The sequence below is a fragment of the Mesorhizobium sp. B3-1-8 genome (assembly GCF_006439495.1).
GTDB lineage: Bacteria > Pseudomonadota > Alphaproteobacteria > Rhizobiales > Rhizobiaceae > Mesorhizobium.
In genome coordinates this window covers 1-14,556 of record NZ_VFTK01000015.1, presented here as the reverse complement: position 1 = coordinate 14,556, position 14,556 = coordinate 1, and the positions used below count along the sequence as shown (strand labels likewise).

At 64.8% G+C, this 14,556-nt stretch carries 11 protein-coding genes; 6 read left to right on the top strand and 5 right to left on the bottom strand.

Going from position 1 to position 14,556, the window contains the following annotated elements:
• Positions 1–18: 18 nt before the first annotated feature.
• Positions 19–957, bottom strand: coding sequence for a diacylglycerol kinase family protein (locus tag FJ424_RS15470; RefSeq protein ID WP_140653682.1), 939 nt, complete (start codon positions 955–957; stop codon positions 19–21).
• Between the two features lie 928 nt (positions 958–1,885).
• Here FJ424_RS15470 and FJ424_RS15465 point away from each other — a divergent pair.
• The gene (locus FJ424_RS15465; protein ID WP_246677259.1) at positions 1,886–3,121 is read left to right on the top strand and encodes a hypothetical protein; all 1,236 of its coding nucleotides are present in this window, start codon (positions 1,886–1,888) and stop codon (positions 3,119–3,121) included.
• A gap of 39 nt (positions 3,122–3,160) precedes the next feature.
• Positions 3,161–3,676 carry a hypothetical protein gene (locus FJ424_RS15460; protein WP_140647535.1) on the top strand — a complete coding sequence of 172 codons (516 nt, stop codon included), beginning with the start codon at positions 3,161–3,163 and terminating at the stop codon, positions 3,674–3,676.
• A gap of 59 nt (positions 3,677–3,735) precedes the next feature.
• On the opposite strand, the gene FJ424_RS15455 is transcribed toward FJ424_RS15460, so the two are convergent.
• A complete protein-coding gene (locus tag FJ424_RS15455; protein WP_140653680.1) occupies positions 3,736–4,362 on the bottom strand; it encodes a hypothetical protein in 627 nt (208 codons plus the stop codon).
• 237 nt (positions 4,363–4,599) lie between these two features.
• Here FJ424_RS15455 and FJ424_RS15450 point away from each other — a divergent pair, with 237 nt between their 5' ends.
• Complete coding sequence (locus FJ424_RS15450; protein WP_140653678.1) at positions 4,600–5,082, top strand: DUF2314 domain-containing protein; 483 nt, start codon at positions 4,600–4,602, stop codon at positions 5,080–5,082.
• 3 nt (positions 5,083–5,085) lie between these two features.
• Here FJ424_RS15450 and FJ424_RS15445 read toward each other — a convergent pair whose 3' ends face one another.
• Complete coding sequence (locus FJ424_RS15445) at positions 5,086–6,057, bottom strand: DUF3137 domain-containing protein (protein ID WP_140653676.1); 972 nt, start codon at positions 6,055–6,057, stop codon at positions 5,086–5,088.
• A 183-nt stretch (positions 6,058–6,240) separates the two neighbouring features.
• Positions 6,241–7,287 carry a CapA family protein gene (locus FJ424_RS15440; protein WP_140653674.1) on the bottom strand — a complete coding sequence of 349 codons (1,047 nt, stop codon included), beginning with the start codon at positions 7,285–7,287 and terminating at the stop codon, positions 6,241–6,243.
• 144 nt (positions 7,288–7,431) lie between these two features.
• Here FJ424_RS15440 and FJ424_RS15435 point away from each other — a divergent pair, with 144 nt between their 5' ends.
• A complete protein-coding gene (locus FJ424_RS15435; protein WP_140653672.1) occupies positions 7,432–8,688 on the top strand; it encodes a hypothetical protein in 1,257 nt (418 codons plus the stop codon).
• A 16-nt stretch (positions 8,689–8,704) separates the two neighbouring features.
• On the opposite strand, the gene FJ424_RS15430 is transcribed toward FJ424_RS15435, so the two are convergent.
• On the bottom strand, positions 8,705–9,928 hold the full coding sequence (locus tag FJ424_RS15430) for a TauD/TfdA family dioxygenase (RefSeq protein ID WP_140653671.1): 1,224 nt from the start codon (positions 9,926–9,928) through the stop codon (positions 8,705–8,707).
• 99 nt (positions 9,929–10,027) lie between these two features.
• On the opposite strand from FJ424_RS15430, the gene FJ424_RS15425 reads away from it, so the two are divergent.
• Together FJ424_RS15425 and uvrB are read left to right on the top strand one after the other, a co-directional pair.
• Positions 10,028–10,963, top strand: a complete 936-nt coding sequence (locus FJ424_RS15425) for a LysR substrate-binding domain-containing protein (RefSeq protein ID WP_140653669.1) — start codon at positions 10,028–10,030, stop codon at positions 10,961–10,963.
• 99 nt (positions 10,964–11,062) lie between these two features.
• Positions 11,063–14,197, top strand: coding sequence for an excinuclease ABC subunit UvrB (uvrB, locus tag FJ424_RS15420; RefSeq protein WP_140653668.1), 3,135 nt, complete (start codon positions 11,063–11,065; stop codon positions 14,195–14,197).
• Positions 14,198–14,556 lie beyond the last annotated feature (359 nt).

Below are 14,556 nucleotides of genomic sequence, written 5' to 3'. Positions count from 1 at the left end.
AGCTCTCAGCCAGTTGATTCAACCTCGCAGCGTCAGCGCGCCGGGCAGGACCTCGAAGGTCGCCGGAATCCGGCCCGGGGACTCGCCGTCTATGTCGACCAGCGCGCCGTTCTTCTCGACATCGCCGAGCGGCTCGACCAGCACCTTGCGGCCACGCAGGATAGTGATTGCCGGATGGTTGCGATGGCGGCCGCCATAGAGCAGGCGAAGGTCGCGGATCAAGCCGAGTTTGCCGGCGGCCCGCAGGATAACGATGTCGAACTGGCCGTCGGCGAGCTCGGCGTCCGGCGCGATCATCATCCCGCCGCCGAAGAATTTGCCGTTGGCCACCGCCACCAGCGCCATGCGCGCCTCGACCGGCTCGCCGTCGTCGATGGTGATCCGGACGTCCTGGAAGCGGTAGCGGACGAACTCCAGCACGGTGCGCCAGAAGAACAGCGCCTTGGCCGACACCCTGCCCTTGCGCTTGTCGGCATTGATGGCGCGATCCGTCGCGCCGGACAGGCCAAGGCTGGCGATATTGATGAAGTGGCGGCTGGCCAGCGCGCCGTGGTCGTCGATGTAGCAGATGCGGCCGGCGTCGATCTTGCGGCCCTCGGCATCGGCGATTTGCTTGACCGAGGCGCCTATGCCGCGCGGCAGGCCAAGCCCGCGCGCGAAGTCGATGCCGGTGCCGCAAGGCAGAAGTCCAAGCGCGCTTTCGCGGCCGCTCTCTTGCCGTGCCTGCAGCAGCCCGTCGGCCACCTCGCTGGCGGTGCCGTCGCCGCCGGCCGCGATCACCAGGTCGCATCCGCCGGCGGCGAGGTCGATCGCCAGCCGCTCGGCGTCGCCGCAGGCTTGCGTCTCGCGCAGGTCGAAATCGCCGAAATTGGTCTTGAGCGACGCCGCCGCCTCCGCCCAATGCCGCTTGAGCCTGCCGCCTCCGGCAATCGGATTGAGCACCACCCCGACCTTCAAGCCGACCTCCCCCGAGGCACGTCGCGCAAAATGCGCGGCGGAATCCGCGCCGGCGCCCAAAGTCTTTTGCCGGCCCAAACTCTTTTGCCGACATTGAAACGCGGACCGGGCGGCGGAGCAAGGCTCGAACACCCAAGGTCGCTAAAAAAGCGGGGCAGGCTGTCTAAGGGGTTCGGCCGGCAGCTTCCGAAGCTTTTGCCATTGGTCCCCGATAATCCCGCTATCCACAGGCACGCCGGCATTCCCCAGACCCCTTATCCGGCGTACATTCAACCCATCTCAGGCGGCCACTGAACGCCCCAGCCGAAAGGCAAAAAGCGCAAGGCGGATTTCCTGAGGCCCGTACGGCCCAGAACGAGAGCAGGCTTGCCTGTTGGAGGGACGGATGCCGAGACCTACGGGTGCCGCGGAAAGCGTGCCAACGCCGACGGCGGACCGATGCTGCCATGAAGGCCGGTAAAAACCTTCGATGGCACGCTGGGCGAAGCCCGCAAGGGTGGAGATCGGCGTGGTCTGGAACGGGAGCTGCCCTCGGGTGGCGACTGGCAGGACCGTCAAAATCAAGGCTGGCCTGGCGCGACGACTTTACAGGAGTTGCTGCCTTAACCGGTTCCTGATCTGACAGGGAGGCGCTGGGAGAAATCCCAGCGCCAACTGTCTTTTTGGGAATGGCTTTCCAGGCAGTTTGGCGCGATGCCTCGCCAGCGGGCGAGTGCTGCCGGCGGAGATCGCCGGCGCCGGTAACCTGTTTTGCGCTTTGTGCGGAGCCGGGCTGTTCGCCGCGCCAAAATCGGCTAACGTTCAGCGTGACGTGAAGGGGGATGCTTCATGCCGCTGATCCGCAAGCTTGCCGTCGCCAGCATCTTCGCCGACCGTGCCGGCTTATGCATGGCGATATGCCGGCCCCTCGACCCGGGCGCGGCCTGACATGTTCCTGCTGCGCTGGCTGAGACGGCTCATCAAGACAATTCTCTGGCTGGTCGTTATCGTGGTGCTGATCCCAGTCGTCGGGCTTGCCTACGGCTTTCTCACCACCACCACACTCGACAAGATTCCATTGCCCGGCATCACCGACGGTGCTCCGCCGGCACAACTCGCCGCGAAGGTCCGGCAAGCGATACCGGATTATCAGTCGCCCGCGCCGTCGACCCGGCTGGCTTACCTGAAATGGGCGACCGTCCATGCCGCGCACGACTACGCCACCTTTGTCGAAAAGGATCAGCCGAGCGGCTTTCCCTATTGGGCCTATGTCGGCCATTACTGGCAGGACTATGCAACGATTATCCGTGTGACGTCCGCTCGCGGCATCGACATCCTCGATTACGTCGCGCCAACGCTCATCGGCACCGGCCTGACGATCAACTACGCCATCCAGTGGGCCTACGAGAACACGGTCGGCCGCATCACCGAGGCAACCGCCGGCAAGCGCGTCGCGGCCGACATCTACCAGGCCAGGGTCGCCGCCGATTACGCCGGCTTTCTCGACAGGGCGCCCTGGTACGCGTTTCCCTATGCCGAAGAGCGCGCCGGCCTGTTTGCGGTCGAGCCCGCCGCCGGCGACGACTCCATCCGCACCAGCGAACGCAAGCTCGCCTTCGGCCTGGCCGACACGGTCAAGCAATGGTGCGCCGATCTCAGCAAATCGGCGTTGGCCGCCGCCGGCGATCCGAGCCCGCCCGACATCCATGTCTGGGCCAAGGGCCCGGTCGGCGAGGCGGCGCGCAACGAGCCGGATACGCTTCTCGAGCGCGATCTCGGCGGCGACGGCACCATCTTCGTCACCAGCCGCTCGCAAGCCTTTACCGGGATGGTCCCGCGCCTGATCGACAAGGGAATCTCCTTCGTCGAGATCGGCGGCAAGGACGAGATCATGATCACGGCGACCTCGGGCGCGGAAATCATCGCCCCCGACGGCTCGCGCATCCTGTTCAGCCAGCCGATCCCTGTATCGCCCCGACACGCGCCGCACGGCGCTGACCGTCGCCGTGCGCAAGCTGCATTTGGTCCTGGCCGCTCTGGCCAAGGCCGGTGCCGAATTGGAACATGTCTACGCCGACGACTGAGGCATTTCGGCCACAGTCGCCGACTGAGCAACCTTCGGAAACGGCCCGTCATCCACATTTCACAATGGCGGCCAAATCCCGCCTTGTTCGGCGCGGATTGATGCAAGCGGTTGGGGAGGCAATTTCGAAGGGACAAGACCGTGATCAAGACCGCCCTTGTCGCCATGACCATCGTCGGCTGCGACTGCGATGCCAAGCTGTGCGAATATATCGGCGAGACGCCGGCCAAATGGACGACGATCGCCGACTGCGAGGCGGCGATGAAGAGCCAGATGCTGCACCAGCGCAATTTCAACTATCCGCTGGTTTCAGGCATCTGCCGCGTCAAGGGCTCGGCCTCTTCCTCCGAGCTTGCCGCGAAAGCCTCCAGGCCGGATCTGAAGCCCAGGAACCGCGTCGTCGAAACCATCGCCCCGCTGCCGCCCGAGCTCGACCATCGCCCGAGCGCCCCGGTCGGCGCAACGGTGACCGCCAGCGAAACGGAATCGGCAAAGCCCGTCGCCTTCGATAGGTCGGTCGATGGCGGCCGCGCCGTGCTTTACCGCACCAAGGCCGGCTATGCCGTGGTCAAGACCGATCTCAGCCGCGCCGCTGGCGCAACGGTGGACGCGGCGAAGCGCTCGGCGAACTGGCTGGCCGGCCTGACGGGTCTGTAAGCCAGTCCAAGGCGTGTGGAGATTCAGGGCGGGCCGGCCTCACCTGAAGATCGGACACCTTACAGCTTGATCTTCAAGGTCTCCCAGAACTTGTCGATCAGCGGTTGTTCGGTCGCATTGTCCTGATCGCCGATGCGCGTGATGAAGAGCAGTCCCCGATCGGCGGTGCCGAAGCCGACGATCTCGAAATCCGCACTGTCTGTGCGCGTTTTGACGGTGGCCCTGAGGCCCGTCAACTCCTTGCCGTCGGCAAGCTTGCGGCTCGTCGGCTGCTGCGTCAGCTGCCCACCCGCCTGGACCGTTTCCTTGGTCATCTCCTGCAGCATCAGCTGGTTGAGGGAAACCGGATTTATCCTGTCGTATTTCTGCACCACGACGAGGGTGCCGAGCGCCGAAGCCATGAGATACTGGGCGATGCCGTCGCCGAGATCGGTCTTGGTGACCGAATTGCTGCTCGAATGGACGAAGGAGAATGCGCCGCCGGAGAAGGTCGCGAAATCATTGTGATCGATCCGCACCTTGCTGGTCCTGTCGCCGGGCAAGGTCACGTCGACATCCTCGCCCGGATCGATGTCGATCGTCACGCCGTCGATGGTCAGCTTGAACGCCTTCGGGTCGTCGGCACGGGCAGGCCCGGCGCAAAGCACGATCGCCGCGAACGCCGCTGCCGCAAATCTCGGTCGCATATCCTGCCCTCTCCGCGCAGTTCCATTCAACGTATTCGATTTCTTCGGCAGCCGGGTCTTCCTGCTTATCATACCCAGCTGACGATCAGCGTGGGCCACTTAGCAAAACCACGGATGATTGTCGCAATGGCAGGCGTCCGCCGATGGCTTCAATAGCTTGGCGGCGAACCGCAGTTCGATTGATAATGCCGACATATTACAGGAAGATAGTGGCCTTGACTGGGGTTGGGGGGTGTCATGACAATTGCCGTTCGTATCGCGCTATGCCTGCTGCTGGCGCTCGCTCCTTTGCATGCCTGGGCGGAAGGCGACGACAAGGCCATGATGATCGCCTCCGACGACGCCGAGATGGCGGCGGCGATCGCAAGGGCGCGATCCAGCCTGGATGAATTCCTGGCTTTGGCCGACGCTCCGCCGCCGGGAACCGACAAGTTCAAGCTGAAGGTGATGATCGTCGACGGAAATGCGACGGAGCATTTCTGGGTCATCCCCTTCAAGCGGACCGACGCCGGCTTCGTCGGCATATTGGCGAACGAGCCGGAAATCGTCCGCAACGTCGCCCTCGGCCAGAAAATCGAATTCACCAGGGACGACATCTCCGACTGGGGCTACACCAGGAACGGCCGCCAGGTCGGCAGCTTTACCGTCTGCGTGATGCTCAAGAAGATGTCGAAGGAAGAGGCGGATTACATGCGTTCTGCATACGGCTTCGATTGCTGAACCCTATCCGGCCGCTTCGTCCTTCGCGCCGATCTTGCGCACCAGCGCCGCCGTCGCCAGCATGGCGCCGAGATCGGTGATCATCGGCGCGACATGAATGCTGTAGTCGATCGGCTGCGAGATATCCGGAAGCTCGAAGAAGTTCTTCGACCGCGGCATCAACAGAAAGCCGTCGCTGCCGCCGAGCGCCACCCGCGCCTGGTCGTAGGGCCATGTCTCGCGCAGCCAGGTCAGCGCCCGCGCCATCCGGCCGGTGACCAGCGGCCGCGCCGCCTCGACATTGTCGGTGCGGAATTCATAGGCGGCGTCGAGGTCTTCGACGCCGGAGGACAGTTCCTGCATCTTGCTGGCGAACATGCCGCGGAAGAAATGCGCCACCTTGCCGGCCTTGCGTGCGGCAACCAGTGTGCCCGGGAACGGCTCGATGGTCTCGAAGGCGACGATGACGCCCTTGAAGGCGATCGTCTCGCTTTTGCCGGAGCCTTCCCAGAGCTTGGCCTCGTAAAGCTCGAAGGGAAAATCCTCGTAGCGCCCGGAAATGACGTCGTCGAAGCTCTGGCGGTTGAAAGCGCCGACGGTTTCGCGCGGCATCCTGTCGAAGGAGTTCGGCCGCGTTCCGTGCTGGTAGCGCACGTCGCGCACGAAACCGAAGATCATCGGCAGCAGCGTGTCGCGGAAGGATTGCTGCAGCCGGGTCGCCGGCCTCAGCGCCTGGAAATAGAGCACCACCGCCGCGGCCATGCCGCCAAGATAGAGAAAGACATGCGGCGTGGAGAGCCACTGTTCGTGAGGATCGGCGGCGGCGTTGAACAGCCAGGCAATGAGCGCGACGAAGACGAGGGCCAGGCCGACGAACACGGGGATCCGCCAGCGGACCTGTTTCTGGGCTGACGCCCGTTTCGCCTCATAGTCCTCGATGCCGCGCCTGATGCCTGCGATCGCCGCTTCGCTCGGCATGAAATCCACTGCTTCCATGGCCACCCCCGGCCGCCGCTGAGATGCGGCCATGATAGCGGCTTTTGCGCGAAAGTCGCCTGCGCTCGCTGCGATCGGCGGCCAGAGCATTCCAGGAAAAGTGTGAAACGGTTTTTCCGTCCGGAGTTGCGTCAAAACAAATAGCTAGGGCAGTTCGTCGTTTCCGTGAAACGAAGAACTGCTCTAGTTCCGCGAGGCTGCGAAAATCGTCGCCAGCCGGGCCGTTACCCGCGGCTTGAGCGCCCAGTCGAGCGCCTCCACCGACACCAGCCGCTCATGGCTGCCTGCCCGCAGCCGCATGAAGAAATGCATCTTGTAGGCGGCGATGGCGCCGCGCGTGGCCGGATCGGCGCTGACATCGACAACGAATACCGAGCCGATGCGTGCCGGCCACGGCAGTCTGGCAAAGGCGGTTCCGAGGAAATCGCCAAGCCCATAGGCGATCACGCTGTCGCCGATGCGCTCGATGGGCTGCAAAACATGCGCGTGATGCCCTGCGATCAGCCGGGCGCCGCGATCCGCCAGTCGCCTCGCCAACGCCCGCGTCGCCGGCCGTGGAAAATGCCGGAACTCCCAGTCCCAGTGCGGCACCGCGCAAAGCAAGTCGATGCCGGAAGCGTCGCGCGGCCATTCGGCGGGATCGCTGCGCATCGAGATGCGTTCTTCAAACGGCGCGGCGTCCGTGTTGCGCCACAGCGTGAAGGCCGCAAAGCCGATCGTCAGCGATCCGGCCGCATGATGCTGGACCGGTCCGCCCGCAACCGTGCCGATGGTCCGGATCCCGAGTCGGTTCAGCGCCGCGAGCGTTTCCTCGAAACCGGCAATGTCCTGATCGAGCATATGGTTGTTAGCCAGGGACAGAACGAGCCTGTCGCGCGCGATGCCGGCAGTTGCAAGCGCATCGGCCAGGAAGCGCTCGCCCATCGCGTGATGCGTGCCGAGCCACGTGCCTATGATCGCGCGTGGGCGTTCGACGATCGGGCTTTCGCAATTGCCGACCACGAGGTCGGCGGATGAAAGCAGCGCGGCGATCGCCGGATCGCATTCCGGCGCATCGCGATTGGCGACTGCCGAAATGTCGCCGACGAACGCCAGCCGCACCTTCCGCGTTGGCTGCGGATCGATCAGCGTCGCCGCCGGCGCCGCGAAACCGTCCCGGTCGCCGGCAAGCGACGGTCGCAGCAGGCGCGGCAGCCACGACAGTTTGTAGGAAAGCGGATAATTCGACACGGGCAGGTCCAGTTTCGCCCTGTGTAGACTGTCTGACGGGCCGGTTGAAGCCGGGCGCCATTGCGAAAACGGACCCGCTGATCTGGAGGACCGGAGAACGCCTCGAGCCAAATACGTGTATGCTCGCGGTATGAGTGGAGGGCAATGACGATGCGTAGAGCGATCCTTGCAGCAGCCTTGTTTGCATTCCTGCCGGCATCCTTCGCGTGGGCGGAGATTCCGGACGCGGCCAAGTCCATGTTTGAGGCGAAGAGCGTTGCCGACCGCAACGCGGCGCTGTCGACGCTGGAGGCGGCAGCGGCCAGGGACCCGGCAGCGGCCTATGCCGCGGGCGCCGGCGAATTCTTCACCGCCCTGGAACTCCTCGCCACCGGCCTGCATCGGCATGGGTTCGAGAGCCCGAAATCCTTCATGCTGCCGCTGATGCAATTGCCCGTGCCGGACAATCCCAACCCGCAACCGCTGACCTATGAAGAATTCCGCGCCATCCTTGTCGCCTTCCGTGACCGGCTGGAAAAATCCGCTGCAACGCTGGGCTCGGTGCCGGCCGATGCCGATATCGGCATGATTGTCGACCTCACCCGCGTCGGCATCGACCTCAACGAGGATGGCAAGCTCGCTCCCGACGAAAGCATTGCCGCCATCATGACGTCGCTCGCGCATGGCAGCATCGACACCAGCGATGCAGCACCCTCGTTGACCTTCCGCTTCGACCGCGCCGACGGCTTCTGGCTGCAAGGCTACGCCGAATTCCTGATGGCGCAGGCCGATTTCTGGCTGGCGCATGACTTCAAGGGCATGTTCGACGGCTCCTTCCACATGCTGTTCCCGCGCGCGAAACTGCCCTTGCAGGATGCGCTGGTACCGCCGGATGGCGGCATGAGCGGCAACATCTTTGCCTCGGAATGGCGCTTCGCCGACTTCGTCTCGCTGGTGCACCTCGTCAACTGGCCGGTGGTCGAGCCGGAGCGCCGGCGGGCCGCGCGCCGCCACTTGCTGGAGATGATCCGGCTGTCGCGCGAGGACTGGAAAGCGATCCTGGCCGAGACCGACAATGACCGCGAATGGCTGCCTGGACCGCAGCAGAAAGGCGTCAATCCGCTGACCGGCCTCGAGGTCGGCGAGCAGCAGGTGACCGCCTGGCTCGCCGCGCTGACCATGGCCGAGGATCTTCTGGAAGGCCGCGTGCTGCTGCCGCATTTCCGCGTCACCGGCAGGGGCATCAACATGAAGCGCTTCTTCGACGAGCCGAAACCTTTCGACCTCGTGCTCTCGATCACCGGCCCCGGCATCGCGCCTTATCTCGAAAGCGGCAGGATCCTCGCCGGTGACGATTTCGACCAGATCCAGCGCGAATTCGGCGGCGCCGGTTTCCTGACTTTCGCGCTGTGGTTCAACTGAGGACCTATCCCACAGGCTAAAGAATAGCCCCCTGGTAAAGCACCGCCTGTGCCTCTTGCGGCGCGAAGCGACGGGCCAGCGTGCGGAACGCGCTGTGGACGCCGTCACGGTCGAGGTTGCAGCTTCTGAGGTGGCGGACCGCCAATGTCGGATCGAATTCGGTGCGCCCGTGCAGGACCCGCTGATTGTCGAAGACCAGCACCTCGCCGGGCTGCAGCTGGTGCCGGAACTGGTTCGCCGGATCGCAGATCAGCCGCGTCAGCTCGGCAAGCGCCTCGATCAGCCCATCGATCTCGTCGACGGCGCCGGCCTGCGGCGCCAGGCAGCGATCGTTGAAGCGCATGCCGGTGACGGCGCCGGTCGCGTCTAGGCTGATGACATGCGCCTCGGCGCTGAAGAACACGTCGCCGGCGTGCTCGCGATGGAATGTCACGCCATGCCGGGTCAGCAGGTCGAACAAATGAGGCGTGTTCGTGCGCATCTGTTCGGCGACCTGAAAACCGTCGACCATCAGCGATGTGCCGCCGCTGCCGGCGCCGGTCCTGATGGCATGGAAGAAGATGAAGCCCGGCGGCGAATAGCGGAACGGCTCGTCCGTGTGCGGGATCTGCGCCCGCGCCGTCTCTCCGGCCACCCGCGCGTCAGGTCGTGAGATGAGATCGAAGACCTTGCCGTAGCTGGTCTCGCGCACCGGACCGTAGCGGCCGGCGACACGCAGCGTCGCCTCGGGCTCGGCCGGAACGCCGGTCAGCATGGCGACGCCGTGGTCGCGCAAGGCGCGCAGCGAGTGGAAAAGCGCCTCGTCGTCCTCGACCACGGCATCGAAGGCGAAGCGACCGAGCCGCCTCGAGAGATCGCTGTTCCACAGTTTCGGATGGAAGCGTGGCGCGCCGAAATCGCCGACCCGTCCGGCATAGACAGCCAGAAAGCCCGCCGCGAAACGGGAGGCATGGCCGTCCTGCCAGACCACATCCATTGTCCCGTCGGACGAGATTTCGACCGACGTCGCCCGGATATCGGCGGGAACGTCGGCGGGCGTCAGCCAGCGCTTTCCGGAAGCGGTGTCGCCGCATATCTCGCATTCGCAGGCAAGCCGCAGCCAGCGCATCGACAGCCTGCCGGCGCTGCCGTCGTCGAATTCGACCGCGATGCGTGCTCCCTCGTTGCGCATCGATCGGAGCGAGCAGGGCGGCGCAAAAGCCTGATTAACGGGAATGGACTGCGTTTGCATATCGAGCATGACTTGGCATCCTAAGTTGAGCTGGCTTCAACGCTAGGTCGGCGGTAGCCCACATAGCAAACGAGTTTGTTTTCGTAAGTTTTGAGGTAAGCTCAATCCATGATGTTTCTTCGCCACCTCCCTTTGTCGGCTTTGCGGGCGCTCGCCGCCGCCGCGCGCACCGGCAGTCTCACGCGCGCCGCCGACGAGCTCGGTGTCACGCCGGGCGCCGTCGGCCATCAGTTGCGGCAGCTGGAGGACCGGCTTGGCGTCAAGCTGGTCAGGCGCGAGGGCAACGGCATCGCGCTCACGCGCATCGCCGAAGCGGCGCTGCCCGACATCGACCGCGGCTTCGACGCGCTGGCGTCCGGGCTGCGGCGGCTGCGTTTCGAGCGCCGCGCCGATACGTTCACCGTCGCAGCCGATCCGTCCTTCGCCTCGCTTTGGCTGGCGCCGCGCCTTGGCAATGTCCGCGCGGCTCTCGGCAGGCTGGATGTGCGCGTCGTCGTGTCGATCGCGTTGGATTCGATGCTGGAGGAAGGCATCGACCTCGCCATCAGCTACCGCAACAGCTCGGCGAAGCACCTCGCTTCGGCCGAGCTCTTCACCGAAAGGGTAGTCCCGGCCTGCGCCCCGGCGTTGATCGGGAACCGCTCCGACCGGGACGGCGCCGGGATGCTCGACCGCCTGCCTCTGCTGCATATCGATCAGACCATGGGCGACGACGTCTATCCCACATGGGAGAACTGGTTCACCGCCGCCGGCCGACAGCGCAAGAACATCGACCACGGACCGCGGTTCCCCTTGACCGTACTGGCCGCGCAGGCCGCGATCTCCGGGATGGGCGCGCTGCTCGCCAGCGAACTGGTACTGAGACAGCATTTCCGCTCCGGGCAGCTCGTCGAGATTGCCAGCGAGATTCCGGCATTGACCATCAGGCGCCGTCTGGTCTGGCCGGTGGATGGACCCAAGGCCCGCCGCGCCGCCGCCATCGCCGCGGCACTTGCCTCGACCGCGACAGCGGACGCCAGCGATCCCCAGCTCGCTACGTCATGACGCCTCTCCTGACAGCCTGCTGTCAGCAGCGTCCGCGCGCGGCCGGCGCCGTTTCACTCGGCTCTTTCCATTTTGGCCGAGTCCACCCATATTCCGGTCATGGCCAGACATCCTGACAAGAAGACGCCTTCGCCGGCGCAAGATGACGCGCCGAAGCGGCGCAGTCCGCTGACGGAATTCCTCGATGCCGCCGAGCCGCTGAAGCCCGGTGGTTTTGACGAGGCGCCGCAGGCCGACTTTTCCGGCGCGCCGCTGACCGGCTCGATCTCCGATTGGGCCGGGCAGATCGAGCGCGAGGCGGAAAAGCAGCCGAAGGCGAAGGTCCCGAAGAAGATCCCCGAGCGCTCGTCGGCGCCCGGCCGCACGGCGCGCGGCACCTCGATGGGGGGCGCTGCGTCGGCGCGCGAGCGCACCGCGGCCGGCCTCAATCCGATCGCCGGCCTCGACGTCTCGCTGGAAGAAGCCGAGACGATGACGTCCAGCGGCGTAACCGCCACGGTGGCAGCACTGTCGGCACTGATCGAATCCGGCAATCCCCTGCACAAGGACGGCGTGCTTTGGACGCCGCACCGTCCCGAGCGCCCGGAAAAGTCCGAAGGCGGCATCGCCATCAAGATGGTGTCGGATTTCGAGCCGGCCGGCGACCAGCCGACCGCGATCAAGGATCTCGTCGAAGGCGTCGGCAGCAACGACCGCACCCAGGTGCTTCTCGGGGTCACCGGCTCGGGCAAGACCTTCACCATGGCCAAGGTGATCGAGGAAACGCAGCGTCCTGCCCTGATCCTGGCGCCCAACAAGACGCTGGCCGCGCAGCTCTATGCCGAGTTCAAGAAATTCTTCCCCGAAAACGCGGTCGAGTATTTCGTCTCCTACTACGACTATTACCAGCCGGAGGCCTATGTGCCCCGGACCGACACCTTCATCGAAAAGGAATCCTCGATCAACGAGCAGATCGACCGCATGCGCCATTCGGCGACGCGTTCGCTGCTCGAGCGCGACGACGTCATCATCGTCGCCTCGGTGTCCTGCATTTACGGTATCGGCTCGGTCGAGACCTATACGGCGATGACCTTCCAGATGCAGATCGGCGACCGGCTCGACCAGCGCGCCCTGCTCGCCGATCTCGTCGCCCAGCAGTACAAGCGCCAGGACATCAATTTCGTCCGCGGCTCCTTCCGCGTGCGCGGCGACACCATCGAGATCTTCCCGGCCCACCTGGAAGACCGCGCCTGGCGCATCTCGATGTTCGGCGACGAGATCGAGTCCATCACCGAGTTCGACCCGCTGACCGGCCAGAAGACCGGCGAGCTGAAAAGCGTCAAGATCTACGCCAATTCGCACTATGTGACGCCGCGCCCGACCTTGAATCAAGCCATCAAGTCTATCAAGGAAGAGCTCAAGCTTCGCTTGCAAGAGCTTGAAAAGGCTGGCCGCCTGCTGGAGGCGCAGCGGCTGGAGCAGCGCACCCGCTTCGACCTGGAGATGCTTGAGGCGACCGGTTCCTGCGCCGGCATCGAAAACTATTCGCGCTATCTAACCGGACGCCAGCCGGGCGATCCGCCGCCAACCTTGTTCGAATACATTCCCGACAACGCGCTGGTCTTCATCGACGAAAGCCACGTTACCGTGCCGCAGATCGGCGGCATGTATCGCGGCGACTTCCGCCGCAAGGCGACCTTGGCCGAGTACGGTTTCCGCCTGCCTTCCTGCATGGACAACCGGCCGCTTCGCTTCGAGGAATGGGACGCCATGCGCCCGCTGTCGGTGGCGGTTTCGGCGACGCCGGGCAGTTGGGAACTCGACCAGTCCGGCGGCGTCTTCGCCGAGCAGGTCATCCGCCCGACCGGCCTGATCGACCCGCCGGTCGAGGTGCGTCCGGCCAAGAGCCAGGTCGACGACGTCGTCGGCGAGATCCGCGACACGACAAGGGCCGGCTACCGCACGCTGGTCACAGTGCTGACCAAGCGCATGGCCGAGGACCTCACCGAATACCTGCATGAGAACGGCATCCGCGTCCGCTACATGCATTCCGATATCGACACGCTGGAGCGTATCGAGATCCTGCGCGATCTGCGCCTCGGCGCCTTCGACGTGCTGGTCGGCATCAACCTGTTGCGCGAGGGCCTCGACATTCCCGAATGCGGCTTCGTCGCCATTCTCGATGCCGACAAGGAAGGTTTCCTGCGTTCGGAAACGTCGCTGATCCAGACCATCGGCCGCGCCGCCCGTAACGTCGATGGCAAGGTCATCCTCTACGCCGACCAGATCACCGGCTCGATGGAGCGGGCGATGGCGGAGACCAACCGCCGCCGCGAGAAGCAGATGGAGTGGAATCTCGCCAACGGCATCACGCCGGAATCGGTCAAGTCGCGCATCGCCGACATCCTCGACTCGGTCTACGAGAAGGACCATGTCCGCGCCGACATCTCGCAGTTCACCGACGATGCCGGGGCGATGATCGGCAACAACCTCAAGACCCATCTCGAGGCGTTGGACAAGCAGATGCGCGATGCCGCCGCCAATCTCGACTTCGAGAAGGCGGCGCGCGTCCGCGACGAGATCAAGCGGCTGCGCGAGATGGAGCTCGCCATCTCCGACGATCCGCTGGCGCGCGAGGTGGAAGGGCAAAGTCCTGCATCGGGCCGCGAAAAGGGCAAGCACAACAAGGGCGTGGCCAAACATCGTACGGTCGAGGAACAGGAGCGGTTCCGCAAGCTCGATGAAGCGCGTGCCGCCGACGAAGCGGCCAAAGCTGCCCGGCCCAACCTGTTCCGCAAGCCGCATCTCGACGAGATGGGCGCCGACGGTGCCGTGCCGGTGAAGAAGCCGCTTTTCGCCAAGCCGTCGATCGACGACATGGGCCCCGGCACCGACATGACGACCCCGGCCGGCGCCGTCTCGCGTTCGCTGTTCAAGAAGCAGAGCGCGCAGGAAGCGCATGGTTCCGATTTCGGCATTCCCGGCGACCGCAGCAAACCGCTGTTCCGCAAGAACTCGCTTGACGAGATGACGGTGCGCCGCACCGAGAAGCCCGTCGAAGGCAAGAAGCCGGCTAAGCCGCAGCCGATCTCCCCCCCTGGGGGCGAAATGTCCGGCAGGACAGAGGGGGGCGCGAAGGAACGCGACGACAAACCCATCGTCCGCCAGCGCGCCGGCATCGGCTCCTACGAGGATCCAGCCGACGAGCGCCGCCAGAAACGCCGGCCGGGCAAGACCGGGCGGCCGGGGCAGTAGCGCCTTTTCCTTCTCCGCTTGTGGGAGAAAGAAAGTGCGGCCCACTTGCCCTCACCCTCGCCTTTGATGTAGTCGCTCAGCATACTCGAACGTCTGGAAAGGAGGGCTGCGTGAACTACTATCACCATCGTCAGCGTGGCCCGATTTGTGCCCTGCGGGCTTGCTTGCAGGGCTGACCAGGACGGTCCGGGTTTTCCCGCTTCGATTTTTGGTCTGCCCTTCGTGGTGCCGCTGAGTGTGGCCTGATGGCCTGCCGGCGCACCGTCAAAGTGCATTGAGCCGCTAGGCGGTGGTGACGATTTAACTATTTGAGCCAGATGGCGATAGCGGCGAGTTTGACGAAGCCCATGAAGTTGGCG